Source organism: Lysobacter terrae (assembly GCF_054782215.1).
This window is the reverse complement of sequence record NZ_BAAGSX010000001.1, coordinates 1,653,703-1,678,745: the sequence shown is the minus strand read 5'-3', so window position 1 is coordinate 1,678,745 and position 25,043 is coordinate 1,653,703. Positions and strand designations below refer to the sequence as shown.

The 25,043-nt window shown below is 66.1% G+C and carries 17 protein-coding genes; 10 read left to right on the top strand and 7 right to left on the bottom strand.

Translation table 11 applies throughout. The features are described 5' to 3' along the window. Positions 1-200: 200 nt before the first annotated feature. The 6 genes from ACYVJ8_RS07800 (at position 201) to ACYVJ8_RS07775 (ending at position 10,185) form a co-directional block, all read left to right on the top strand. Positions 201-626 (top strand): CBS domain-containing protein, encoded by a 426-nt coding sequence (locus ACYVJ8_RS07800; protein ID WP_460710903.1) that lies wholly within the window; start codon positions 201-203, stop codon positions 624-626. A gap of 620 nt (positions 627-1,246) precedes the next feature. Beyond that, positions 1,247-3,274, top strand: a complete 2,028-nt coding sequence (locus tag ACYVJ8_RS07795; protein ID WP_460710901.1) for an amidohydrolase family protein — start codon at positions 1,247-1,249, stop codon at positions 3,272-3,274. 373 nt (positions 3,275-3,647) lie between these two features. Then, positions 3,648-5,942 carry a TonB-dependent receptor gene (locus tag ACYVJ8_RS07790; RefSeq protein WP_460710899.1) on the top strand — a complete coding sequence of 765 codons (2,295 nt, stop codon included), beginning with the start codon at positions 3,648-3,650 and terminating at the stop codon, positions 5,940-5,942. Positions 5,943-6,215: 273 nt separating this feature from the next. Further along, positions 6,216-6,698 carry a glutathione peroxidase gene (locus ACYVJ8_RS07785; protein WP_460710897.1) on the top strand — a complete coding sequence of 161 codons (483 nt, stop codon included), beginning with the start codon at positions 6,216-6,218 and terminating at the stop codon, positions 6,696-6,698. 4 nt (positions 6,699-6,702) lie between these two features. Continuing rightward, the gene (locus ACYVJ8_RS07780; RefSeq protein WP_460710895.1) at positions 6,703-7,092 is read left to right on the top strand and encodes a hypothetical protein; all 390 of its coding nucleotides are present in this window, start codon (positions 6,703-6,705) and stop codon (positions 7,090-7,092) included. 81 nt (positions 7,093-7,173) lie between these two features. After that, complete coding sequence (locus tag ACYVJ8_RS07775) at positions 7,174-10,185, top strand: bifunctional diguanylate cyclase/phosphodiesterase (RefSeq protein ID WP_460710893.1); 3,012 nt, start codon at positions 7,174-7,176, stop codon at positions 10,183-10,185. 115 nt (positions 10,186-10,300) lie between these two features. Here the strand turns inward: ACYVJ8_RS07775 and ACYVJ8_RS07770 are convergent, their stop codons facing one another. Beyond that, entirely contained in the window at positions 10,301-11,551 is a 1,251-nt protein-coding gene (locus ACYVJ8_RS07770) for an acyltransferase family protein (protein ID WP_460710891.1), read from the bottom strand. Positions 11,552-11,705: 154 nt separating this feature from the next. Between ACYVJ8_RS07770 and ACYVJ8_RS07765 the strand changes: the two genes are divergently transcribed. After that, on the top strand, positions 11,706-12,602 hold the full coding sequence (locus ACYVJ8_RS07765) for a LytTR family DNA-binding domain-containing protein (RefSeq protein ID WP_460710889.1): 897 nt from the start codon (positions 11,706-11,708) through the stop codon (positions 12,600-12,602). A gap of 12 nt (positions 12,603-12,614) precedes the next feature. Here the strand turns inward: ACYVJ8_RS07765 and ACYVJ8_RS07760 are convergent, their stop codons facing one another. From ACYVJ8_RS07760 to ACYVJ8_RS07745, 4 genes are all read right to left on the bottom strand, one after another. Continuing rightward, positions 12,615-13,424 carry a ferredoxin--NADP reductase gene (locus tag ACYVJ8_RS07760; RefSeq protein WP_460710887.1) on the bottom strand — a complete coding sequence of 270 codons (810 nt, stop codon included), beginning with the start codon at positions 13,422-13,424 and terminating at the stop codon, positions 12,615-12,617. 206 nt (positions 13,425-13,630) lie between these two features. Continuing rightward, positions 13,631-15,301, bottom strand: coding sequence for an ABC1 kinase family protein (locus tag ACYVJ8_RS07755; RefSeq protein WP_460710885.1), 1,671 nt, complete (start codon positions 15,299-15,301; stop codon positions 13,631-13,633). A gap of 56 nt (positions 15,302-15,357) precedes the next feature. Further along, on the bottom strand, positions 15,358-16,542 hold the full coding sequence (locus ACYVJ8_RS07750; protein WP_460710883.1) for a PQQ-dependent sugar dehydrogenase: 1,185 nt from the start codon (positions 16,540-16,542) through the stop codon (positions 15,358-15,360). 204 nt (positions 16,543-16,746) lie between these two features. After that, positions 16,747-18,630, bottom strand: a complete 1,884-nt coding sequence (locus ACYVJ8_RS07745) for an ABC transporter ATP-binding protein (RefSeq protein WP_460710881.1) — start codon at positions 18,628-18,630, stop codon at positions 16,747-16,749. Between the two features lie 233 nt (positions 18,631-18,863). Between ACYVJ8_RS07745 and ACYVJ8_RS07740 the strand changes: the two genes are divergently transcribed. From ACYVJ8_RS07740 to ACYVJ8_RS07730, 3 genes are all read left to right on the top strand, one after another. Next, a complete protein-coding gene (locus tag ACYVJ8_RS07740; RefSeq protein ID WP_460710879.1) occupies positions 18,864-20,591 on the top strand; it encodes a hypothetical protein in 1,728 nt (575 codons plus the stop codon). 242 nt (positions 20,592-20,833) lie between these two features. Next, entirely contained in the window at positions 20,834-23,134 is a 2,301-nt protein-coding gene (locus tag ACYVJ8_RS07735) for a GH92 family glycosyl hydrolase (RefSeq protein ID WP_460710877.1), read from the top strand. 81 nt (positions 23,135-23,215) lie between these two features. Beyond that, positions 23,216-23,614 (top strand): low affinity iron permease family protein, encoded by a 399-nt coding sequence (locus ACYVJ8_RS07730; RefSeq protein ID WP_460710875.1) that lies wholly within the window; start codon positions 23,216-23,218, stop codon positions 23,612-23,614. A gap of 11 nt (positions 23,615-23,625) precedes the next feature. On the opposite strand, the gene greB is transcribed toward ACYVJ8_RS07730, so the two are convergent. Beyond that, positions 23,626-24,129: a transcription elongation factor GreB gene (greB, locus tag ACYVJ8_RS07725; RefSeq protein WP_460710873.1), complete on the bottom strand. Its 504-nt coding sequence runs from the start codon at positions 24,127-24,129 to the stop codon at positions 23,626-23,628. Positions 24,130-24,212: 83 nt separating this feature from the next. Next, positions 24,213-24,719, bottom strand: a complete 507-nt coding sequence (locus tag ACYVJ8_RS07720; RefSeq protein WP_460710871.1) for a copper resistance protein NlpE — start codon at positions 24,717-24,719, stop codon at positions 24,213-24,215. Positions 24,720-25,043 lie beyond the last annotated feature (324 nt).

The window sequence follows — 25,043 nt, the reverse complement described above, 5'->3', positions numbered from 1 at the left end:
GGAGCGGGAGCCGGAGGGTAACCGATGGGGCGTGAGGCGGACCCATGACAAAAGGCACGGGACGGCCGCTTTCGGGGGCTATGCGGCGCTGTACGCGGCGAAAACCGGGGTTTTTCCATGCTGTGGGCCTGTGTTTGCCGAACCTGCTTTCACAGTCCGCTCGATCCAGCCCCGGCCCAGGCCACCCAAGGAGATCCGCCATGAACGTCGAATCCGTGATGACGCCCAATCCCGCCAGCTGCATGGCCAATACGCCGCTGCGCGACGTGGCGCGGATGATGCTCGACCACGATTGTGGCCAGATCCCGGTGGTCGACGAGTCGCAGCGGCCCATCGGTGTCGTGACCGACCGCGATATCGCGGTCCGCATCGTGGCTGAGGGTCGCGATGGCAATACGGCTACCGCGGGCGATGCGATGAGCTCCCCGGTGCGGACGGTCACGATGGACACCAGCCTGGCCGACTGCGTCTGTGCGATGGAGGCTGATCAGATTCGTCGCGTGCCGGTGGTCGATGCGAGCGGCAAGCTGGCGGGCATCGTGGCCATCGCAGATCTGGCGCTGGCTGGGAAACAAGAAGCGACGGCTGAGGTGGTGAAGGAAGTTTCGGCGCCTCTGCGGCACTGAGTCCGGTACTTAATTAAGAGCGCATGGCGGTCTGGCTCCCGGCGAGGAGGGCGGTGCCGGCGGGCAGTCGTGACACGCCGTGAATCCGTCCATGGAGGCTTGTCAGCGGCATCCATGCCGCTGACAGTCACGCCTGCCCGCCGGCACCGCCCTCCTCCTACACATCTCGGGCTCGCTGGCAAAAAGAAAAAGCAGAAGCCGAAGCGGCAGCAATTTTCTTCAATCACGGCATGCAGCGACACTCTTCTTCTCCCCGCGCGCGGGGAGAAGGTGGCGCGAAGCGCCGGATGAGGGGAGGCGAGCGCAGCGAGTTGCCTTGCTCTTACGTAGATACCCCCGCGATGTGTGAGGGGCAGGCGGTGCCAGTGGGCAGGCGTGACTGTCGGCGGCATGGATGCCGCCGACCAAGCCTCCATGGACGGATTCACGGCGTGTCACGACTGCCCACTGGCACCGCCTGCCCGCCCGTACAGCGCAGGCAGCGACAAAAACCCAAAGTCCCTGGATCCCCGCCTTCGCGGGGATGGCGATCAAAGGGGAAACGTACTTCTGGCCTAGGCAATCGCGCGCCTTTGGCCCCATGCTCCGGCTTCCATTCAGCCCTGACAAGGAAACCGGGAATGAAACGCGCATTGGCTCTGTCCCTGGCGATGATCCTCGCCGGCACCGCATCCGCCGCCGAAACCCTGCGTTACGTCGCCCTCGTCGATAACGGCAAGCAGGCAGGCCACCAGATCGTGACCACCGGCGACGACGGCGTGACCCGCGTCGACTACGTCTTCAAGGACAACGGCCGCGGCCCCGAGCTCAAGGAGGAATTCAAGCTCGCACCCGACGGCACCTTCACCAGTTACCACGTCACCGGCAGCACCACCTTCGGTGCGCCCGTGGACGAATCCTTCGGCCGCGACGGCAGCAACGTCTGGTGGAAGTCGACCTCGGACGAAGGCAAGGCGACCATCGACGGCACCGCGCTGTATTCGCCACTGGGCGGAACCCCCGCCGGCTTCTCCGTTGCCTTCGCCGCGCTCGCCAAACGCCCCGACGGCAAGCTGCCTCTGATTCCCAGCGGCTCGCTGAGCACGCGCAAGGTGGCCGAGGCACAAGTCAGCAATGGCAAGTCCACGCAGAACGTGCAGCTGCTCGCCATCACCGGTGTCGGGCTCGTGCCGACGTTCGCATGGGCCACCGAGGGCGACAGTCCGCGTCTGTTTGCCTTCATCTTCCCCGGCTACCTGCAGCTGATCGAAGAAGGTTGGGAAAGCAACGGCACCGCGCTGGAAACCCGGCAGAAGCAGGCGGAAAGCGAAACCCTCGTCGCCTTCCAGCAGCGCCTGGCGCATCCGCTCAAGGGAAGCACGCTGATCCGTAACGCGCGCGTGTTCGATAGCGAGCACGCCAAGCTCGGCCCCGCGTCGGACGTGCTGGTGCGCGACGGCCGCATCGTGTCGATCGCCAAGGCGGGCAGCAAGGCCAAGGCCGATCAGGTCATCGAAGCCGGCGGGCGCGTGTTGCTGCCGGGCCTGTTCGACATGCATGGGCACCTGGGCCGCTGGGACGGCGGGCTCAACATCGCCAGCGGCGTCACCACCGTGCGCGACATGGGCAACGACAACGCCACGCTGCAGCAGATCATCGCCGAGGAGAAGGCCGGCACCCTGCTGTCGACCCGCATCGTGCCGGCCGGCTTCATCGAAGGCGAAAGCCCGATGTCGGCGCGCAACGGCTTCGTCATCAAGAACCTCGATGAAGCCAAGAAGGCCGTCGACTGGTACGCCGAGCACGGCTACCCGCAGATCAAGATCTACAACTCCTTCCCGAAGGATCTGCTGCGCGAGACCGCCGCGTATGCGCATAGCAAGGGCATGCGCGTGAGCGGCCACGTGCCGGCGTTCATGCGCGCGCAGGACGTGGTGGAGCAGGGCTACGACGAGATCCAGCACATCAACCAGGTGATGCTGAACTTCCTCGTCGACGACAAGACCGACACGCGCACGCTGACGCGCTTCTACCTGCCGGCCGAGAAGGTCGCCGACCTGGATTTCGACAGCAAGCCGGTGCAGGACTTCATCGCCCTGCTGGCGAAAAAGCAGATCGCGATCGACCCGACCCTGTCGACGTTCGAATTCGTGCGCCAGCGTGCGGGCCAGATCGCCCAGAGCTATGCGCCGGTCGCCGACCACATGCCGCCGGACATCCAGCGCGGTCTCAAGGTCGCCGAGATGAAGATCCCGGACGACGCGACTTACGCCCGCTACGACACCTCGTACAAGAAGATGGTCGAGTTCGTCGGCCGCATGTACAAGGCCGGCGTGCCGATCGTGGCCGGTACCGACTCGGTCCCGGGCTTTACCCTGCAGAGCGAGCTGGAGTGGTACGTCCGCGCCGGCATGACCCCGTCCCAGGTGTTGCAGATCGCGACCTGGAATGGCGCCAAGTACACGCGCACGCTCGCCGACCGGGGCTCGGTGACGCCGGGCAAGCTGTCCGATCTGGTGCTGATCGACGGCGATCCGACGGCGAACATCTCCGATATCCGCAATGTCGCGCTGGTGGTGAAGGGCGACACGGCCTACTACCCCAGCGAGATCTTCGACGCGATGGGGATCAAGCCGTTCGCCGCGCCGGTGAAGGTCGGCGCGCCCTAAGCCGCCTTTTCTTCTCCCCGCATTGCGGGGAGAAGATGCCCGAAGGGCAGATGAGGGGGAGCGAGCGCAGCGAGTTGCTGTTGCTTTTGTTCTGCCGTCGCTGGCAGGCCGGCAAAAGCAGCTCGCTACGCTCGCCCCCTCATCCGCCCTGCGGGCACCTTCTCCCCGCAGAGCGGGGAGAAGGGGGATTTGGATACCAGGTCGTACGGGGCCTTTAACCATGCGGTAACATTTGCCGGTCTGAACGAAGCGAGATGCGGGCATGGGTCCGCACGGCCATCACGGGATGGTCCTGTCCGCCGCCGGACTGCGCGTAGACGCACCGGCATCCTCGAATCCGGCGGTTCGTTGCCGCCTCTGCGTGAGACCGACCATGCCTTCCAAGCCGCTGCACGCCCGTCAGCTGTCCCGTCACGCGCTGGCTGCCGCCATCGCCCTGCTGCTCCCCGCGCACGCCGCGCTGGCCCAGGAGGCGGCCAAGACCGCCGAAAAGGCCGCCACGCTCGACGCGGTCCAGGTCACCGCACAGCGCAAGGTCGAGAACATCCAGGACGTGCCGGTCTCCGTCAGCACCGTGAGCGGCGAGAAGCTCGACGCGCTCGCGTCCGGCGGTACCGACGTGCGCTTCCTGTCGGGCCGCGTGCCCAGCCTGAATATCGAGTCCTCGTTCGGCCGCGCCTTCCCGCGCTTCTATATCCGCGGTTACGGCAACACCGACTTCCGCCTCAACACCTCGCAGCCGGTGTCGCTGGTCTATGACGACGTCGTGCAGGAGAACCCGATCCTCAAGGGCTTCCCGGTGTTCGACGTCGACCAGGTCGAAGTGCTGCGCGGTCCGCAGGGCTCGCTGTTCGGCCGCAACAGCCCGGCCGGCGTGGTCAAGTTCGACTCGGTGCGCCCGAGCCAGGACCTGGGCGGCTACGGCAAGGTCGGCTACGGCAGCGACGACATGTGGAATTTCGAAGGCGCCATCGGCGGCGGCCTGAGCGAGAACTGGTCCGGTCGCGCGTCGGTGCTGTTCCAGCGCCGCGACGACTGGGTCAAGAACACCTACCCGGGCCCGAACGACGGCTTCGAGGGCTACGACGAGTCCGCCATGCGCGTGCAGGCGCTGTACGAGGGCGACGGCTTCGAAGCGCTGCTCAACGCGCACGCGCGCCGCCTCAACGGCACCGCGCGCCTGTTCCGCGCCAACATCATCAAGCCGGGCACCAACGATCTGGTCGACGGCTTCAACGAAGACGAAGTCTCCATCGACGGCCTCAACCATTCCGAACTGGACAGCAAGGGCGCCAATGCCCGTCTGAGCTGGGACCTGGGCAGCTACAAGCTGTACTCGATTACCGGCTTCGAGACGGTGAAAACCTACAGCCGCGGCGACATCGACGGCGGCTTCGGTGCCGTGTTCCTGCCGGTCTCCGGCCCGGGCGTGATTCCGTTCGCTTCGGAAACCGCCGACGGCATTCCGGACCACTCGCAGTGGACGCAGGAATTCCGCATCGAGTCGAACAGCGGCACCGCGTTCGACTGGCAGGCGGGCATGTTCTACTTCAGCGAAGACTACGACGTCGAAAGCTTCAGCTACGACTCGTTGAACGGCGGCGCGCAGGACGGCTACGAGCGCATCAACCAGACCAACGATTCGTGGGCGGTGTTCGGCGCGGCGACCTGGAAGGTGACGCCGAAGCTGGAACTGCGCGCCGGTGCGCGCTACACCGTCGACAAGAAGGAACTGAAGGTCGAGGAATACTGGAACAACGGCTTCGTGCCGTGCTCCGTGCTCGGCAAGTGCACGCTCGCGCAGCTGACCGCGCAGGATCCCGAGGGCGATCTCTCGGCTTCTCCGGAAGACAAGAAGTTCAGCTGGGATCTGTCCGCGACTTACGCGTTCACCGATGACGTGAATTTCTACGTGCGCGCCGCCACCGGTTACCGCGGCAGCAGCATCCAGGCCGCGGGTGCGTTCAACGGCAAGTCGGTCGCCGAACCGGAAACCTCGACTTCGGTCGAGGCGGGCGTCAAGGCCGACTTCTGGGACAAGCGCGCACGCATCAACGCGGGCGTTTTCTACTACCGCGTCAAGGATCAGCAGCTCACCGCGGTGGGCGGCACGGGTAACGCCAACATCCTGCTCAACGCCGAAAAGACCATCGGCAAGGGCTTCGAGCTGGACTTCCAGGCCTACCTGACCGACCACCTGCTGGTTACGCTGGGCAGCAGCTACAACGATACGGAGATCCAGGACGCCGATCTCGAAGTCGCCCAGTGCGGCAGCAACTGCACACCGACCGACGAGCCCGGTCCCAAGGGCGGCCGCATCATCGACGGCAACCCGCTGCCGCAATCGCCCAAGTGGACCCACAACGTGACCGCACGCTGGGGCATGCCGGTCGGCGACGGCGGCGAGTTCTACGTCTTCACCGACTGGGCGTACCGCAGCGAAGTGAACTTCTTCCTGTACGAGTCGAAGGAGTTCACCGGCCAGTCGCTGGTCGAAGGCGGCCTGCGCCTGGGCTACAACTGGAACTACGGCAAGTACGACGTCGCGCTGTTCGGCCGCAACATCACCGACGAGGTGAAGGTGGTCGGCGGCATCGACTTCAACAACCTGACCGGCTTCATCAACGAGCCGCGTACGTGGGGTGTGGAGTTCAAGGCTTCGTTCTAAGCGACGCAGCTTGAGTCAAAAGAAGCGCCGGGCCTTGCCCGGCGTTTCTTTTTTGCTCTTGCTCAACGCACCCGCGTTGTGTGAGGGGCAGGCGGTACCGGTAGGCAGGCGTGACTGTCGGCGGCATGGATGCCGCCGAGAAGCCTCCATGGACGGATTCACGGCGTGTCACGACTGCCTACCGGCACCGCCTGCCCGCCGGTGCACCACAGGCCGCCGCTTCTTCTTGCCACGCGCCGGAGTATGCTGCGCGACAACGTGAGGGAGAACGCCATGACCACCGCCTACGATTTCACCGCCACCGACATCGACGGCCAAGCACGTCCGCTCGCGGATTACCGCGGCAAGGCACTGCTGATCGTCAACGTCGCTTCGCAGTGCGGCTTCACCCCGCAGTACACCGGCCTGGAAAAGCTGTGGCGCGACTACGGACCGCGCGGCCTGGCCGTGCTGGGCTTCCCGTGCGACCAGTTCGGCCACCAGGAACCGGGCGACGAAGCCGAGATCAAGAACTTCTGCTCGCTCAACTACGACGTCACCTTCCCCATGTTCGCCAAGATCGACGTCAACGGCGACAAAGCCCATCCCCTATGGAAGTGGCTGAAAGAAGAGAAAGGCGGCTTCCTCGGCATCGACGCGATCAAATGGAACTTCAGCAAGTTCCTGGTCGGCCGCGACGGCGAAGTGATCAAGCGCTACGCACCGACCGACAAACCCGAGTCGATCGCCCGCGAGATCGAGAAGGCACTAGGGTGATGGCATGACCGCGCAAGGATCGAGCGCACCGCTGCAAGTGAAATTCAACCGCCGGCCTTCGCAGCTGCGCGTACACGTCACCGGCGACAGCACGCTGGAAAACACCGTGGCGTACTGGCAGGCGATCGTGGCGGAAGTCGAACGCGAACGCGTGGCTTCGCTCCTGCTGATCGACGAACTGAGCGGCCGCCCCCTGCTGCAGGCCGAGTGGCTGAGCCTGGTGCAGCACATGGCCGGCCACGGCCTGGAAGACATGCGGATCGCCCACGTGAAACCGCAGGGACTGCAGCAGATCGAATATTGCGAGATCTTCGCCCGCGACGCCGGCTTCAATGCCCGCGTGTTCGACGATGAACACGCCGCGGACCTGTGGCTGCGCTACGGCGAAACCTGAGCGGCGCGGCCGCCGCAGCCCCTAACCGCGCATCGGAAACACAGGCGACGTCCCGGGACGGCGGGCGTACACTGCCCCGCTATGGCCATCCCAGCCTCGAATTTCGGGCAGGGCGGCGAAACCGGCACCAGGGTTGTAGGGGCAGGGACGGCGCCAACCGCCGATTTCGTGTCCGCGCTGTTCGCCGTATCCAGCCTCGATGCGATCGCGGCCGTCGCCGGGCGGAGGGTCGAGAGCGCCTTCGGCGCGCGCAATCCCCGAATCTATTGGGCGCCCGTGTCCGGCGCCGATGGGAGGGCGCGGGCCTCGACCCCCAACGATGCGTCCATCGAGGAAATCGATTTCGACGCCGAGCGGGAAGAACCCCCGGCCGGCTGGCGCCGCATCCTTGTCGAGTTGGGACATCGCGATTCCGACAAGCACGATTCCGACAGGCACCTGATCCTGTCCTCGGACTGGCCGGCCTCCGACTGCCTGCCCGAACTGGCCGCCCCCGAGTGGACCGAATTCCTCGGCGTCCTCAAAGTCCGGCTGAAGACCGCGTTCGAACTGGACGACCAGCGCCAGGCCGCACAACGCCTGGAGAAGAACGCCAAGCTGCAGACCGCGCTGTACGCGATCGCCGACCTCGCCAGCAGCGGGCTGGAGATGCCGGAGATGCTCGCGCGCATCCACGGCGTGGTCGGCGAGCTCATGTATGCGCGCAACTTCCTCATCGCGCTGTACGACCCGATGCGCGACAGCGTGCGTTTCATCTACTTCGCCGACGAACACGACTTGCTGGTGGTCGATCCGAGCGAGGAAATCCCCGCCGCGGACCTGGGCAGCAGCCTGACGTTGGCGATCATCCGCCACGGCCGGCCGGCGATGGGGCCGTCGCGCAGGCTGCTGCACGAATTCGAGCTGGCCTATCCGGATTCCGACAAGTACGGTCCCGACAGCGCCGACTGGCTGGGCGTTCCCATGGTGGCCGACGGCGTGGTGCGCGGCGCTGTCGTCGTGCAGAGCTATGACGACGGCGCGCTTTTCAGCGAAGAGGATCGCGTGCTGCTGGCGTTCGTCGCCCAGCACATCCTGACCGCGCTGATGCGCAAGCAGGCGCACGAGGAGCTGGAACGCCGCGTCGAAGAACGCACGCGCGAACTGACCGAGGAAGTGCGCGAGCGCCAACGCGGCGAACGCCTGCAGGCGGCGCTGTACAGCATCGCCGACCTCGCCAGCAGCGAACTGGACATGAGCGAGATGCTCCACCGCATCCACGCCATCGTCGGCGAGCTCATGTATGCGAAGAATTTCTACATCGCCCTGTACGACGCCGAAAACGAAACGCTGCGCTTTCCCTACCGCGCCGACGAGATGGATCCGGGGCTGGTGCAGGCCGACGAGGAGATCCCGATCGAGCGGCTGCGCAGCAGCCTGACGCTCGGGCTGATCCGCCACGGCCGCACCGCAATGGGCCCGGCGCACGAAGTGGCGAAACTGCTCGACGTCCCCGGCGGCATCGGCCTGGGTACGCCGGCCGCCGACTTCCTCGGCGTGCCGATGGTCGGACAGGGCGAAGTGCGCGGCGTGGTCGTGGTGCAGAGCTACGATCAGTCGGTGCACTACAGCGAAGAGGATCGCGCGCTGCTAGCCTACGTCGCCCAGCACATCCTCACCGCGCTGGCGCGCAAGAAAGTGCAGGGCGAGCTGGAACGCCGCGTCGAGGACCGCACCCGCGAGCTGGCGGCTGCGGTCAGCGAACTGCGCGAACAGATCGTGGTGCGCGAACGCGCCGAGCAGCAACTCGTGCACGAAACCTTGCACGATTCGCTGACGGGTTTGCCCAACCGCACCTTCCTCTACGGTGCGATCGAGCGCGCGCTGGCGCGGCTGCAGCGCGACCCCGAGCATCGCTTCGCCGTGCTGTTCCTGGATCTGGACCGCTTCAAGGTCATCAACGACAGCGTCGGCCACCTGTCCGGCGACCAGATGCTGCGCGAAGCCAGCGAACGCCTGGCCGCGTGCGTGCGCGAATCGGACGTGGTCGCGCGGCTCGGCGGCGACGAGTTCGCCCTGCTGATGGAAGACGTGCAGCTACCCGAAGATGCTTGCCACACCGCCCAACGCGTGATCGAGGCCCTGAGCGAGCCGATGCACATCGGCGGCAAGGAGTTGTTCACCTCGGCGAGCATCGGCATCACCCTGGGCAGCCCGCGCTACCGCAAGGCGGAAGAACTGCTGCGCGACGCGGACGTGGCGATGTACCGCGCAAAAGCGCATGGCCGACAGCGCTTCGAGATCTTCGATGAGCGCCTGCACCAGGAAGCGCTGCAGTTGCTCGATCTGGAAGTAGATCTGCGCCGCGCGATCCTGCGCGACGAATTCGAACCGCACTACCAGCCCATCGTCGACCTGCGCAGCGGCAAGGTCGCCGGCTACGAGGCGCTGCTGCGCTGGCGCCGGCCGGGCAGCGAACTGATGCTGCCGGGCGCGTTCCTCAAGGTTGCCGAAGACAGCGGCGCCGTCGAACAGATCGACTGGCGCCTGTTCGAACACGCCTGTCGCGAGATCGACTCGCTGGTCGATGGCGGCGGCTACGTCACCATCAACGTGTCGCCGCGGCACTTCCGTTCGCCGGCACTCGCGCGGCAGCTGCTCGATCTGCTCGCCGCGTACCAGGTTCCGCCGCATCGCTTGCGGATCGAACTTACCGAGGGCGCGCTGCTGGAGAATCCCGATCAGGTATTCACCACACTCGACACGCTGCGGCGCGGCGGTGTGCTCGCAGCGCTCGACGACTTCGGCACGGGTTATTCATCGCTGAGCTACCTGCACCGGTTCCCGCTGCACGCCTTGAAGATCGACCGCTCCTTCGTCAGCGCGCTGGTGCCCGGCGACCACGGCAGCAGCGTGGCCGTGGTCCGCGCCGTGCTCGCGCTGGCGAACACCCTCGGCATGGAAGTGATCGCCGAGGGCATCGAGAGCGAAGCGCAACGCGACAGCCTGCTCGCGATCGGTTGCGAACAGGGACAGGGCTTCCTGTTCTCGCACGCGCGGCCTGCGAGCGATTGGGCTGTGCGCAACGAGGCGCCCCTAGAGACACGTCGCTAGCGGCTTTGCGGGACGGAAAGCCGAATGTTACGGGCTGGGGCAGGTGATGCCGGTGGGTAGTCACGCAGCCCTACGCAGCGTCGCCCTCCCGCCGAGACAGTGGAAGCGTCGACGTTTACTCGCTCGGCTTGCCCAGACCAGCCAGGTGCCCGAGTCGCTCAGGTGATACGGCGATCCCCTCTGCGCAAGGGCTAGCGGTGGGTTGCGCTGCGAGCGCTCGAGCAGCGGGTTTCAAACCAAAGCACGGCCGCAACCACTGCACGCGACGGATCACAAACTCATGCAGCAGCCAGCAGCCGGCGATGGTGCCGCCGAACACGAGCAACGGTTCGCTCACCGGCCCCAGATGCAGCGGCAGGATCCAGTACGCGATCAGCAGGATCAGGCTCTGGTGCAGCACGTACCAGGGATACACGGCTTCGGTTGCCCAGGGCAGCCAGCGGAACGGGCGATTGAGATAGGCCTTCGCCCAGCCCAGGATCGTGCACAGCGCCATCCAGATATACAGGTTGCGCAGCGTGCGGCCCACCAGCAACACCCACTCCGGCAGATCGTCCGGCAGGCCGAAGACCATCGCCAGGTAGGCCGTGACCAGCAGCAACGCCGCGGCCAGCGAACGGTGGCGCAAGCGCACCAGTTCGTCCCACACGCCGCGGTCGGCGCCGAGCCATGCGCCATAGAGGAAGACGGTGAAGTAGATCGCGTGGCGGTACCAGTCGTGGATCAGGTCGCCGGTGTCCTCGAACAGCGGCTGCAGGGTCAGCGTCCACACCAGCAGCGGCAGGCTCGGCAGCACCAGCAGCCAGCCGCCGCGCAGCCGCGCGAACGGATTGGGCAGGCGGCGCAGCAGCGGCAGCAGCGCGGCGAACACCAGCGTGTAGCACCACAGGTAGATCAGGTACCACAGGTGGTTCCAGGTGAAGCTGTGCTCCCAGCCGTCGAAGGCATCGGCGGGCCACGCGCGATGGCCGAAGTAATCGGCGAGGAAGTTCAGGTAGCCGGGCTCGACCGCACCGTTGGCGATCCCCTGTACGTACGGCTGTACCGGCACCACCACCAGGCAGCCGAACACCAGCGGCAGCAACAAGCGCCAGCTGCGCTGGGCGACGAAACGCGCCGCCGAGCTGTTGCGGAGCAGGAACTGCACCGACAGGCCCGAGATCAGGAAGATCAGGTCCATCCGCCAGCGGTTCACGAACAGCATCGGACCCTGCAGCCATTCGGCCAGGTGGGTGCTCTTCAGATGCCAGCCCCAATCCTCGCCGGCCACGTAGAGCATGCAGCCGTGGTAGAGGATGAGCAGGGCGAAGGCGAGGGCGCGCAGGGCGTCGATGTCGTGACGGCGCTGGGGGACATCCGGTTGCATGCTGAGACTCCGTGGCGGGAATGCCGGCCACGATCGACGGCGCGATCCTCTTCTGCGACCGACAAGTGATTGATTGCGCAGGTTCGGGGACGAAACGTGGGCCGGCGGGACGAGTCGGGACGGCATTCCGGGCCGGTTCGGCGAGAATGCGCGGATGAATCCGTCTCTCGACTCGACGCCTCCTTCGACCGACCAACTCTGGCAGCGCTACCAGCCCTGGCGGCGGACGGTGGAGTGGGGGTTCTGGATCGTCAGTTACCTGGTCGGCGCGCTGTCCAACAGCGCGACGGTGCTGATGGACGTGCGGCGTTTGCATCTGGACTTCGCCGGCTGGGAGCCGGCGGTCTGGGAATGGAGCAGCCACCTGGTGTCGCTGGCGCTGGTGCCGGCGGTGCTCTGGTTCACGCGGCGCTTCCCGCTGCACTTGGATACCTGGCGGCGCAATCTGCCCTGGCTGGTGCTGGGCAGCGTGGCCTGGTCGGCGCTGCACGTCGCCGGCATGGTGGCGCTGCGCAAGCTGGCCTACGCCACGCAGGGCGCGACTTACGACTTCGGGCCGTGGCTGCAGGAGTTCTTCTACGAATACCTGAAGGACGTCCGCCACTTCGCCGGCCTGGTCGTCTTCATCGAGCTCTATCGCCTGCTGGTCCTACGCCTGCAGGGCGAAGCCAGCGTCTTGGCCACGCCCGACTACGCGCCGGTGCTGGAATCGCCGGAACGACCGGAGCGCTTTCTCGTGCGCAAGCTGGGCAAGGAGTTCCTGGTGGCCGCCACCGACGTGGAATGGCTGCAGGCCTCCGGCAACTATGTGAACCTGCACCTGCGCGGCCGAGACTACCCGCTGCGGACCACCATGGCGGCGATCGAGGCGCAGCTGGATCCGGCGCGCTTCGTCCGCGTGCACCGCAGCTACATCGTCAACCTCGACTGCGTGGGCGAGATCGAGCCGCTGGACACCGGCGATGCCCGCATCGCGATGCGCGACGGGGCGACGATTCCCTGTAGCCGCACCTATCGCGATGCGCTGCGGCCGGAGCGGCGCGCGGCCTGAGGCCGCGGCGACCTATTTCTCGACGAAGGCGCGCTCGAAGACGTACTGCCCCAGCGTGCCGATGCGTGGCGCGGCGGTGAACCCGCGGTTGTCGAGCAGGCTGCGGAAATCCGCCAGCATCTGCGGGCTGCCGCAGATCATCGCGCGGTCGTGTTGCGCATCCAGCGGCTCGATGCCGAGCTGGTCCATCATCCTTCCGCTCGCCATCAGGTCGGTGAGGCGGCCGCGCTGGTCGTGGCCGTCGAACACGAAGTCTTCGCGCGACACCGCCGGGTAGTACTTGAGCTTGGCGTTGATCTGTTCGCCGAGGAATTCGTGCCGCGGCAACTCGTTGACGATGTAGTCGCGATACGCCAGGTCCTGCGCGTTGCGCACGCCGTGGCAGAGCACGACCTTGTCGAAGCGCTCGTAGGTCTCCGGATCCTTGATCACCGCCAGCCACGGCGCGAAGCCGGTGCCGGTGCCCAGCAGATAGAGATTGCGGCCCGGATGCAGGTCGGAGATCAGCAGCGTGCCCGTCGGCTTGCGGCCGATCAGCACCGAATCGCCCGGCTGGATGTCCTTCAGCCGCGAGGTCAGCGGGCCGTCGGGCACCTTGATGCTGAAGAACTCCAACTGTTCTTCCCAGTTCGCACTGGCGATCGAATAGGCACGCAGCAACGGCTTGCTGCTGCCGTCTGGCTGCGGCACCTGCAGGCCGATCATCACGAACTGGCCGTTGTCGAAACGGAAGCCGTCGTCGCGGGTGGTGGTGAAGCTGAAGTAGGCATCCGTCCAGTGACGGACATCCAGCACGGTTTCGGTGCCGAAGGCGGAAGACATGAGGCGGGGGTTTGACGCGGGGAGGGCGGTATTTTAGCGCAGCCGCTTTTCCTTCTCCCCGCGCCAGCGGGGAGAAGGTGCCCGCAGGGCGGATGAGGGGCGAGCGGAGCAGCCATGCGTGGGCTGCGGCAAGCGTCACGCCCCCTCACCCTGCGTCGCTACGCGACGCGGTCCCTCTCCCCGCAAAGCGGGGCGAGGGAGTGGGTTCACCGCGGCCCCGACTCCTCCCGCGGCTTGGCCCTGCGATCCCGCAGCAACGCGCTCAATACGATCCCCACCCCCAGCGCCGCCGCCAGCAGGAACATCACCAGCGCCAGCGCCGGATAACCGAACAGCCGCGCGCTGGTCTCGATCCGCATGATCATCGCGGCCGCCACGATCAAGGCGGCGACGATGAGGCCCGTGGTGATGCGGTTGGCGATCTTCTGCAGGTTCTCCATCAGCCGCGATTCCTCCAGCCCGGTCACGCGGATCTGCAAGCGGTTGTCGGCGAGCAGCGACAGCATGTCGGACAGCTTGCGCGGGGTTTCGCGCGCGAGGGTCTGCAGTTCCATCAGCTCGCTCGCCACCCGGTGCGGGGCCAGCGAGCGGCGCAGGCGTTCGCCCATCACGGTGTCGAGATGGCGGTCGACCACGCGCTTCATGTCGACGCGCGGATCGAGCGCGCGGCAGGTGGTCTCCAGATGGGCGAGCGTCTTGCCGAGCAGGCTCAACTCCGACGGCGAACGCAAGCCACAGGCGGTGCTGATCCGCACGATGTCGAACAGCAGCCGGCTCTCGCTCGCCGACGCGCTCTGGTGGGCGGCGTAACGCGCCACCAGCTGCCCGACCTCGCGCAGGTAACGCTCTTCTTCGAAAACCTCCAGGCGCGTGCCCATCGCGATCGATTCGCGTGCGGCTTCCTCGCCGCGCCCTTCCACCGCCGCGAACAACAGGCGGAACAGACGGTCGCGCTGACGCGGCGGCACGTGCACCACCATGCCCAGGTCGAACAGCGCGAGACGGCCGTCCGGCGTCACCAGCAGATTGCCCGGATGCGGATCGGCGTGGATGTCGCCGTACACCAGCACCTGATCGAGATAGCCGCGCAGCAGCCCCTCGGCGAGATGGCGCACGTCGTGCTCGGTGCGGAACAGGCCACTCAGCTCGGTGACCTTCTGACCGGTCACCAGTTCCATGGTCAGTACGCGCCGCGAGCTGAAGTCCCACAGCGGCGCAGGCACGAAGATTTCCGGATATTCGCGGAAATGATTGTGGAAGCGGCACAGGTTCTCCGCCTCGCCGCCGTAGTCCAGCTCCTGCAGCAGCGTCTTGCGGAATTCGTGCACCCAGTCGGCGAAGTGCACGCGCCGTCCGACCTTGGTCGCCGTGTCGGCGCGGCTGGCGATCGCAGCAAGCGCTTCCAGGTCGGTGTGGATGACGTTGGCGATATCCGGCCGCTGTACCTTGACCGCAACCTCGCGGCCGTCGCGCAGCGTGGCGCGGTGCACCTGCGCCAGCGACGCACTGCCCAAGGGGACTTCGTCGAAGCGTTCGAACAAATGACTGGGCCGCACGCCCAGCTCCGCTTCGATCACCGCGCGGATCTGTTCGGCCGGTACCGGCGCGATATTGTCCTGCGTGCGTTCTAGCGCGGCCAGGTAAGCGGGAGGGACCAGGTCGGGGCGCGTCGACAGGGCCTGGCCGAACTTGATGAAGGTCGGCCCCAGTGCTTCCAGGTCGGCGACGAATTCCTCCGGCTTGCCGGTGATCTCCGGCGCCGTGCCATCGTTCACATGATCGAGGTCGAGGCCGGTGAAGACACCGGCACCGCGATACTTAAGCAGGAAGCGCAGGATCCGCGCAGTGCGCGCGAGCCCGGCGGTAGCGTCGCCCATGGGCGTCGGCTCCGTTGGTTTGGCGGCAGCCTAGCGGGTCGTCTGTAAAGGCAGGTTCATCGCGGCGGACGCAAGCGCAGCAGCTTGCCGTCCGCTTCGTCGGTCAGCACGTAGACGCTGCCGTCGCCGGCCACGCGCACGTCGCGGATGCGTGCGCCCAGTTCCTTGAGCAGGCGTTCCTCGCCGACGATGCGGTCGCCTTCGAGCGACAAGCGGATCAGGCTGCCGTCGGACAGGGCGCCCAGGAACAGGCTGTCGTTCCACTTCGATTGTGGTTTGCCGACCAGGAACGCCATGCCCGAAACCGCCGGCGACTTGGCCCAGACGTAATGCGGCTGCTCCATGCCCGGCGCCGCCGTACCCACGGCTTCGGGAATGGGAAAGCCCGAGTAGTTGATGCCGTGCGTGATGATCGGCCAGCCGTAGTTCTTGCCGGCCTGGGGCAGGTTGATTTCGTCGCCGCCGCGCGGCCCGTGTTCGCTCTCCCACAGCGTGCCGGTGCGCGGATCGATCGCCAGTCCCTGCATATTGCGGTGGCCGTAGCTCCAGATCTCCGGGCGCGCATCGCTGCGGCCGACGAAGGGATTGTCCTTGGGCACGCTGCCATCGAGGTTCAGCCGCACCAGCTTGCCCTGCAGTTTGTCGAGCTGCTGTGCGAGCGGGCGATCGTTGCGTTCGCCCTGGCTGATGAAGACATGGCCGGCGTCATCGAAGGCGAGGCGCGAGCCGAAATGGTTGGGACCTTCCAGCTTCGGTTGCTGCCGGTAGATCACCTTCAGGCCGTCGAGCGATGTCTCGCCCAAGATCGCCGTCGCGGCGGTGGTGCCGGCAGTGTCGTCGTCGCCGGGTTCGGCATAGGTGAGATAGATGCGTTTGCTGCGGGCGAAGTCGGGCGCTAGAGCGATGTCGAGCAGCCCGCCCTGACCGACGGCGTATACGGCGGGCACGCCTTGCAGCGGTGCGGAGACGGATCCCGAGGCGCTGATGCGGCGGACACGGCCGGGGCGTTCGGTGACCAGGAAGCCGCCATCGGGCAGGAGCGCGACCGCCCAGGGGTGTTCGAGGCCACTGGCTACCGTCGTGACTTCGACGTCGCCGAGTTTGCTGGCGACGGTGCGCGAGTTCGCTTCCGCGTTTGCCAGAGCTCTGGTCGCGGCATTCGTTGCGGAAACGCGGCCGGCCTCGCAGCCGGTCATCGGGATGCTCAGCAGCAGGGCGGTGCACAGCAACGTCGAGCGCATGCGGCCTCCGAGGATATGTACTGCTCGTCATGATGCATCACATGCGTGAAGGGCCGCTTTGATGCATCGCGAAAAGCTGCCCCTCATCCGCCCTTCGGGCACCTTCTCCCCGCACGCGGGGAGAAGGAGAAGCACGCCTCCCTCGCCCCGCCTGCGGGGAGAGGGACAGCATTGCGAAGCAATGCAGGGTGAGGGGCCGTGCCGCTACCGATACCCCGCCGCCTGCAACTCAAACAACTCCGCATACCGCCCACCCTGTGCCATCAGCTCCGCATGCGTCCCGCTAGCCTCCAACCGCCCTTCGTTGAGCACCAGGATGCGATCCGCCATCCGCACACTGCTGAAACGATGCGAGATCAACACCGCGGTGCGCTCGTCCGACAACTCCTTGAAACGCTGGAACACCTCGAACTCGCTGCGCGCATCCAGCGCCGCGGTGGGCTCGTCGAGGATCATCACCTGCGCATCGCGCATGTAGGCGCGCGCGATCGCGAGCTTCTGCCACTGACCGCCGGATAGATCCACGCCGCTCTTGAAGCGCCGCCCGATCAGCTGGTCGTAGCCGAGCGGCAGGGATTCGATCAGCCGATCGGCCATCGCGCGCCGGGCCGCTTCGTGGATGCGGTCGCGGTCGTACATCGCCTCGATGCGGCCCACGCCGATGTTCTCGCCCGCGGTGAGGTGGTAGCGGACGAAGTCCTGGAAGATGACACCGATGTTCGCGCGCAACTCTTCCAAGTCGTAGTCGCGCAGATCGCGTCCATCGAGCAGGATGCGGCCTTCGTCCGGGTCGTAGAGCCGCGCCAGCAGTTTGACCAGCGTGGTCTTGCCGGCGCCGTTCTCGCCGACCAGGGCCAGCACTTCGCCTGCGCGCAGTTCGAAGTTCAGCGACCGCAATGCCCAATGCTCGGCATCCGGATAGCGGAAGCCGACGTTCTCGAATACGAAGCCTCGCGCGATCGGTTGCGGCACCGGGACGGGGTGCGCGGGCGACTGGATTTCCGCCCTGATCGCGAAGAACGAGAACAGATCGTCCAGGTACAGCGCCTGCCCGGCGACCTGCGAGAAGCCCACCAGCAAGCCTTCCAGCAACTGCCGCAGACGCAGGAAACTGCCGGCGAGGAAGGTGAGATCACCGATGCTGAAATCGCCCTTCACCGTGCGCCAGGCGATGTAGGCGTAGGCGACGTAGTAGCCCAGCGTGCCCAGCGCCGCGAGCAGGGTGCCCCAGAACGCGCGCCGCCGCGCCAGCCTGCGGTTGGCGTGGAAGAACTTGTCCGACAGCTCGCGGAAGCGGGTGATGAAGAAACGGTTGAGGTTGAAGATCTTCACCTCCTTGGCCGTCTCCACGCTCGCGCCCATCTGGCGGATGTATTCGAGCTGGCGCCGCTCTGGCGTCCACTGGAAGTTCAGCGAATAGCCAAGCGCATTGAAGTGCGCCTCGCCGACGAAGGCAGGCACCAGCGCGATGGCCAGCAGCACGATCAACCACGGTGCGTAGACCAGAAGACCGGCGGCGAAGCTCACCACGGTGATCGCATCCTGCACCTGGCCGAACAACTGGCTCATCAGGTTCATGCGCCCCATCGTCTGCCGGCGCGCGCGATCCAGCTTGTCCTGCAGGTCGGGATCTTCGAAGTCTTCCAGATCGAGCGTCGCCGCATGCTCCATCAGCCGCACGCTGGTCGCGTTGGTGAACAGCTCCGACAGCAACGCATCGCCGTAGCTGATCAGGCGCCCGAGCAGATCCGATCCGATCGCCAGTCCGAATTCCGCAGCCAATAGCCACAGCAGGCGATCGAGCTGGCCGCTCTGCCACGCGGAGGAAAGGGATTCGAACGACGTTCCCGCGCCGACCAGGCGGACCGCTTCGTCGATGATCAGCTTGCCCACATATAGCGTCGCGATCGGCAGGAAGGCGCGGACCAGGCGCATGCCCAGCGTGACGATCGTCAGGCCCGGACTCGTCGCCCAGATCTGGCGCAGGAACGGCGGCAGATTGCGCAGCGCATCGAAGCGCTCGCGCAGGCTGGGTTGCCCGGAGGGACGGGCAGGGCGTTTGGACGAGGGGGCGGTGGAGGCGACCATGCGGCAAGTGTGCCTTGTCGGGCAGTGCAGAACAGAGCAAGGGATGCAACGCACGATCGTGTCGACGGCGTGCACCGGCCCCGCAATGGCACGCAAACGGCGCGGCTTTCCGGCCATGCGCGCGTTTTGCCGGCGGTCAGCGTGAGCTGTCCTGCCCTGTGCCTGCACGGCGTTCTCTACCTGCGTCACGCGCCGCAACGGCCGTGGCATCACCACACAGGAGAAATGGATCCATGAGGACGACACTGATCGCGGCTGCGATCTGCGCGCTCGGCGCCACCGCAGCCCTATCCATCAACACCACTCAGGCCCAAGGGGCCACCGGCCAGGCCGGTATCCGGGCGACGTCGCTGCAACGCGCCGAAGACGTGCCCATGCTCATGCCCAAGGTCCGCACCGGTGCGGCCATGCGGGCAAAAAAAGTCGGCGCCGCCGCGCGCTACGACTTGCCGTTTTTCGCCAACGACCTGGATGCGTCGGAGCGCTTCTACGTCGGCAAGAAGATCCACAGCGACTCGGGCTCGCAGATGTGGGGCTACGACATCGGCCTGATGAAGTACGACAGCAGCAAGAACACCTGGTCCGAGGTCAAGCCGGGTACCGACTGGAAGACCGTCAAGAACGCCAATTACCTGGTCTACGGCAAGCCGGTGTACGCGATGGGCGACGGCAAGATCATCCGTTGCTGGCGCAATGCGCCGGAGAATCCGCGTCCCTATAGCGACGCATTGGGCGACGACTGGGACGAGGCCTTCAAGGATCGCGACTGGCTGAGCCAAGAATGGCGCAACAAGATGATGTCGGGCGCGGGCAACCATCTGCTGGTGGAAGAGGACGACGGCGATCTGGTGCTGTACGCGCACGGGCAACCGGGCACCATCCCGTCCTCGCTGTGCCCGCACGACGCCAAGCTGTACAGCAAGGCCGAAGCCGATAGCGAAGGCGACGTGCCGGCCGCGCAGCAGGTCCGCATCCACGCCGGCCAGAAGCTGTACCTGATCGGCAATTCCGGCAACTCCAGCGCGCCGCATCTGCACGTGCACAAGCAGACGCCGGACGGCGCGCCGGTGCAGATGCAGTTCAATCGCGGTCTGTCGAACGCGATCCCGGACTACGTCCACGCCGACATCAACACCTGGACACGTTTCGCCGGTCAGCGCATTCCCGACGGCCCGGTGTTGATCTGGCCGCCGCATCGCCTGGTCGGCGAATACTCGCGCCATGGCTATCCGGCGAAGGACTACCAGCGTTTGTTCGACCATCTGGCCGATTCCGGCTTCCGTCCGGAATGGATCGACGGTTACAGCGTCGGCGGTGCGCCGTACCTCAACTTCACCTGGCGCCCGGCGACCGCGGCGTGGCGTTCGTACCACCTGCTGACGTCTGCGGATTATCAGGCGCGGTTCGATGAGGCCAAGCAGGACGGCTTTGCGCCGACGCTGGTCGAAAGCTCGCTGGTCAACGGGCAGCCGCGCTACACGGCGATCTTCGTGAAGGGACTGCCGGGCAACTACATCGCGCGTCACGGCCTGACCACGGCGCAGCACGATGCGCTGATACAGGAAGCCAAGGGCAAGGGACTGTCGCCGGTGGACGTGTCGGTCGTGTCCGTGGGCGGCGAGCGCCGCTACACCGACCTGTATCGTTCCAACAGCATCGGGCAGTGGGAGATGAAGTCGCAGGTACCCGAGGCGTCCTACCAGGCGTTGTACGACGCGAATGCCGTGGCCGGGCGTCGCCCGGTGTACGTGAACGCGTACATGCATGGCGGACAGCCCTTCTACTCGGTGATCTTCTCGCAGCAGCCGACCGGTGCACGCAAGGACCGCCACGGCCTGAGCGCGGCGCAGTATCAGGCCGAGTTCGACAGCGCGATGAGCGCTGGCCTGCCGACGCGCGCGGTGTCGGGCATCGACGGCGCCGGTTCCAACCATCGCTATCTCGCCTATTGGCGCAAGTGATTCCGCGCAAGAAGATCGACCAGCTATCCGTTCCCCTTGCCCGGCGATTCGTCGCCGGGCTTTTTTTGCCGATCGCGTCGCATTTGTAGTGCGGTCTTCGCCATTGCCCCCTCCAAATGCAATGGCTGGTACTGTCGGGCTTAGAGCGATCTAAACCATCCGGTACGGAGCAGGCGATGAGGGTAACGCGGCGGAGCGGAGCAGTGCGGGCATTGCTGGGGCTGGGCGCATGCGTCTGGCTGATGGCAGCACCTATGGCCGCCGATGCGGCGACGAAGCGAGGTAGCGCGGACGGCTACGCCGCCGTCGATCCCTTCATCGGTACCGGCGGCGAGGGCCATACGTTCCCGGGCGCCGTGGTGCCGTTCGGCATGATCCAGCTCAGCCCCGACACGCAGATCAAGCCGCGCAAGGAAGCCTATGGCTGGGCCGCCGGCTACCGCTACGACGACAGCACCATCGTCGGTTTCTCGCATACGCACTTCTCCGGCACCGGCCACTCCGATCTCGGCGACGTGCTGCTGATGCCGATCGCCGGCGAGGTGAAGTTGGAACGCGGCGACGCCGGCAAACCCGGTAGCGGCTACACCTCGCGCTTCCGCCACGAGGGCGAAGTCGCGCAGCCGGGTTATTACGCGGTCACCCTCGACGACTACGGCATTCGCGCGGAACTCACCGCGACTGCGCGCGTCGGCGTGCATCGCTACACCTTCCCGAAGGGCAAGCCCGCGCACGTGCTCGTCGATCTGCGCACGAGCATGTACGACTACCCCGGCAAAGTGCTGTGGTCGCGTCTGCGCGTGCGTGCGGATGGCACGGTGACCGGTTTCCGCGAAACCCGCGGCTGGGCGCCGGGCCGGCAGCTGTATTTCGCGATGCGCTTCTCGCGGCCGCTCAGCGGACGCCAGTTGCACGACACCGAGCAGGACGTCGTCTACAAGGGCTTCCCGCCGCCGGGCGAAAAGGACCCTGCGCAGCGCGCGCAGATCGAAGGCCGGCAGTTGGTGGCGTCCTTCGACTTCGCCGATGCGCCCGGCGCGCAGCTGGTAGTGAAGGTCGCCATCTCGCCCGTGAGCGAAGACAGTGCGATCGCCAATCTCGACGCCGAAGTACCCGGCTGGAACTTCGATGACGTGCGCACGCAGGCCAAGGCGCAATGGACGCAGGCGCTGGGCGCAGTCGACGTCGATGCGCCAAAGCAGATGCAGCGCAGCTTCTACACCGCGCTGTATCACGCCTTCATGGGCCCGAGCCTGTTCATGGACAGCGACGGCCGCTATCGCGGTCCCGACAACGCCGTGCACCAGGCGAAGGGGTTCACCAATTACTCCACGTTCTCACTATGGGACACCTATCGCGCGTTGCATCCGCTGCTGACGCTGGTGCAGCCGGAGCAGCGCAACAACGACTTCGTCCAATCGCTGATCGCCGCGCAGCGCGTCAGCCCTTACGGCACGTTGCCGGTGTGGGCGTTCCACGGCCAGGAGACGTGGTGCATGATCGGTTATCACGCCGTACCGGTGATCGCCGACGCCTACATGAAGGGCATCCGCGGCTACGACGCGAATCAAGCCTTGGACGCGATGGTCGCCAGCGCCAGCTACGGTCCGTATGACGGCCTCGCTCAATACATGCAGCTGGGCTACGTGCCCATCGACGAGGAAGGCGAGGCCGCGTCGAAGACGCTGGAATACGCCTTCGACGACTGGACCATCGCACGCATGGCCGAGTCGATGGGCCGCCAGGACATCGCCGAGCGCTTCAAGCACCGCGCGGCGAACTGGCGCAACGCCTTCGATCCGGCCACGGGTTTCATGCGCGCACGCACGCGCGACGGCAAATTCCGCGAGCCCTTCGATCCGACCGCGAGCGGCTACGGCACCGATTACACCGAAGGCAATGCCTGGCAGTACTCGTGGTACGTGCCGCAGGACATCGCCGGGCTGGCGCAAGCGCATGGCGGCGACGAGCAGTTGCTGGCCAAGCTCGACCAGGTGTTCGACGCCAAGGTCGATCCGAAGACCTTCGCGCACATGGAAGACATCACCGGCCTGATCGGCTGGTACGCGCACGGCAACGAGCCCAGCCATCACGTCGCCTACCTGTATGCCGCGGCGGGACAGCCATGGCGCACGCAGGCGCGCTTGGGGCAGATCATGGCCAGCCAGTACGCGCCGCGCCCGGACGGCCTGTCCGGCAACGACGACCTCGGCCAGATGTCGGCCTGGTACGTGTTCACCGCATTGGGCTTCTATCCGGTGGCGCCGGCGAGCAACGAGTACGTCATCGGCCGGCCGTTCCTGCCGCGCGCCACGTTGAACCTGCCCAATGGCAAGCGCTTCACCGTGATCGCCGAAGGTCTGGACGACGCGCACCCGTACATCGGCCGCGCGAGTTTGAACGGCAAGCCGCTCGACCGTGCCTTCCTTCGCCACGAAGAGATCATGAGCGGCGGCGAATTGCGCTTCAGCATGCAGGCGCAGCCCAATCGCGACTGGCCGGGCGCGGGCGCACAGCGGCCGTATTCGATGTCGGCGAAGTAGCGAGCTACCAGAAGAGGCCGCACAAGGGTGACGCACGAATGGGCATACTCGTCGCATCGTAGCCACGCCGGAGCGTGCCGCATGCACCAGTCCACCTTTTCCCGCCTCGCCAAGGCGGCTTCACGTTTCACTGGGCGGCCGTTCTGCTTCGGGCTGGCGCTCCTGGTGATCCTCGCCTGGGGGATTACCGGGCCATTGTTCGGCTTCAGCGATACCTGGCAGCTGGTGATCAACACCGGCACCACGATCATTACCTTCCTGATGGTGTTCCTGATCCAGAACACGCAGAACCGGGATACCGAGGCGATGCAGCTCAAGCTCGACGAGCTGATCCGCGCCACGCGCGGGGCGCATAACCGCCTGATGGACCTGGAGGAACGCGAGGAAGGCGAGCTCGATGAGTTGCGCGCGGAATACGAGCAGATCGCCAAGAACGACCACCGCGACGGCAAGCCGCCGAAACCGCCAAAGCCTCGCTAAGGGCGAGCGCGCTAAGTCGCGTAATCGACCTCGACGATCACGAAGCGCTGCACGCCGCCCGGCAATTGCGCTTCGAATTCGTCGTCCAGCCGCTTCTTCAGCATCGCGCGCGCGAGCGGCGAGTCGATGCTGATATGGCCCAGCTTCGCGTCGGTCTCGTCCGGGCCGACGATGCGGTAGCGGTGCGTGTCGCCGCTGTTCACTTCCTCGACTTCCACCACCGCGCCGAAGAACACCGCTTCGCGATCGCTGGGCGCTTCGCCCACGACGCGCAGCACTTCCAGCCGCTTGGACAGATAACGCACGCGCCGGTCGATCTCGCCCAGCTGCTTCTTGCGATAGGTGTATTCGGCGTTTTCCGAGCGATCGCCTTCGGCGGCGGCGGCCGCGAGGGCCTTCACCACTTCCGGCCGCTTCACGCGCCACAGTTCGTCGAGTTCGGCCTTGAGCCGGGCGTGGCCTTCGCGCGTGATCAACGCGGTGCTTTTTTCGGCAGGCGGACGCCAGCGACTCATCGATGGTTCCAAAAAAGAGAAGGCAGCCCATTGTGGCGGGCTGCCTTCGGTTTGCGCAAAAACTTCGTGAAGCGATCAGGCGCTCACTTCGGCGCCGGTCCCGTGCGCTTGAGCGAGTGCGGCGCCTGCGTGTCGATCGCCTTGCCTTCGGCATCGAGCTGATCGATCTGGTCCTGCGAGGCCACGGCAAACAGGCGGTCCTGCTCGCTCTTGGAGTTCGGATCCAGGCGCAGGCGCTGCCCGTTCTCCTCGGCGGTCCAGGTGCCTTCGCCATCGAAGCCCTTGCCGGGCTTGCCCTGGTAGGTGTCGTGCACGGTGTAGGTGCCGTCGCGATTCAGGGTGACGGTCGTATCGATGCCCGGGCAATCGGCGCAGGGCAGGGTGCCGGTGAATACGCCGGCGAAGCCCTTGATGTCGAAAGGCACGTCGGACGGAGCGGTCGCGGGCGCGGATTCGACCGCAACCGGCGCGGGTGCTGCAGGTTCGGCCGGAGCGGCGGCAGGCACGGCGGGTTCGGCTGGCGCCTGCGGCTTGCAGGCGGCGATGGCGAGCACGGAGGCCGCGGCGAGTAGCAACAACTTCTGGTTCATCGAAAACATCCTGTGTTGTGTGGAGTGGCGGCCCAAAAGTGAAGCGCGGATTCGATGGGAATCTGCGTTATGCGTCAACCTGCGCTGCAGCAAACATCGGCTTCGGAAGGACGCGCTGCCCGACGGGACGGGGGTGCTCCGCCCCTCCGGACGGCATCCCTGCCTTTAGTCGGGGCCGCGGACCATCCTGGTCCGCTCTCCGCACCCCCATCCCATCGGGCAGCGCTTATCGCGAGCGTTGTGATCGCCACTTCGGCGTCAATCTCTTCTTCTCCCCGCGTGCGGGGAGAAGATGCCCGAAGGGCAGATGAGGGGGAGCGAGCG

What these genes read in the sequence shown, in the direction of transcription:
- ACYVJ8_RS07800 (WP_460710903.1), top strand. Translation starts at nt 201, where the DNA reads ATGAACGTCGAATCCGTGATGACGCCCAATCCCGCCAGCTGCATGGCC.
- ACYVJ8_RS07795 (WP_460710901.1), top strand. Translation starts at nt 1,247, where the DNA reads ATGAAACGCGCATTGGCTCTGTCCCTGGCGATGATCCTCGCCGGCACC.
- ACYVJ8_RS07790 (WP_460710899.1), top strand. Translation starts at nt 3,648, where the DNA reads ATGCCTTCCAAGCCGCTGCACGCCCGTCAGCTGTCCCGTCACGCGCTG.
- ACYVJ8_RS07785 (WP_460710897.1), top strand. Translation starts at nt 6,216, where the DNA reads ATGACCACCGCCTACGATTTCACCGCCACCGACATCGACGGCCAAGCA.
- ACYVJ8_RS07780 (WP_460710895.1), top strand. Translation starts at nt 6,703, where the DNA reads ATGACCGCGCAAGGATCGAGCGCACCGCTGCAAGTGAAATTCAACCGC.
- ACYVJ8_RS07775 (WP_460710893.1), top strand. Translation starts at nt 7,174, where the DNA reads ATGGCCATCCCAGCCTCGAATTTCGGGCAGGGCGGCGAAACCGGCACC.
- ACYVJ8_RS07770 (WP_460710891.1), bottom strand. Translation starts at nt 11,551, where the DNA reads ATGCAACCGGATGTCCCCCAGCGCCGTCACGACATCGACGCCCTGCGC.
- ACYVJ8_RS07765 (WP_460710889.1), top strand. Translation starts at nt 11,706, where the DNA reads ATGAATCCGTCTCTCGACTCGACGCCTCCTTCGACCGACCAACTCTGG.
- ACYVJ8_RS07760 (WP_460710887.1), bottom strand. Translation starts at nt 13,424, where the DNA reads ATGTCTTCCGCCTTCGGCACCGAAACCGTGCTGGATGTCCGTCACTGG.
- ACYVJ8_RS07755 (WP_460710885.1), bottom strand. Translation starts at nt 15,301, where the DNA reads ATGGGCGACGCTACCGCCGGGCTCGCGCGCACTGCGCGGATCCTGCGC.
- ACYVJ8_RS07750 (WP_460710883.1), bottom strand. Translation starts at nt 16,542, where the DNA reads ATGCGCTCGACGTTGCTGTGCACCGCCCTGCTGCTGAGCATCCCGATG.
- ACYVJ8_RS07745 (WP_460710881.1), bottom strand. Translation starts at nt 18,630, where the DNA reads ATGGTCGCCTCCACCGCCCCCTCGTCCAAACGCCCTGCCCGTCCCTCC.
- ACYVJ8_RS07740 (WP_460710879.1), top strand. Translation starts at nt 18,864, where the DNA reads ATGAGGACGACACTGATCGCGGCTGCGATCTGCGCGCTCGGCGCCACC.
- ACYVJ8_RS07735 (WP_460710877.1), top strand. Translation starts at nt 20,834, where the DNA reads ATGGCAGCACCTATGGCCGCCGATGCGGCGACGAAGCGAGGTAGCGCG.
- ACYVJ8_RS07730 (WP_460710875.1), top strand. Translation starts at nt 23,216, where the DNA reads ATGCACCAGTCCACCTTTTCCCGCCTCGCCAAGGCGGCTTCACGTTTC.
- greB (WP_460710873.1), bottom strand. Translation starts at nt 24,129, where the DNA reads ATGAGTCGCTGGCGTCCGCCTGCCGAAAAAAGCACCGCGTTGATCACG.
- ACYVJ8_RS07720 (WP_460710871.1), bottom strand. Translation starts at nt 24,719, where the DNA reads ATGAACCAGAAGTTGTTGCTACTCGCCGCGGCCTCCGTGCTCGCCATC.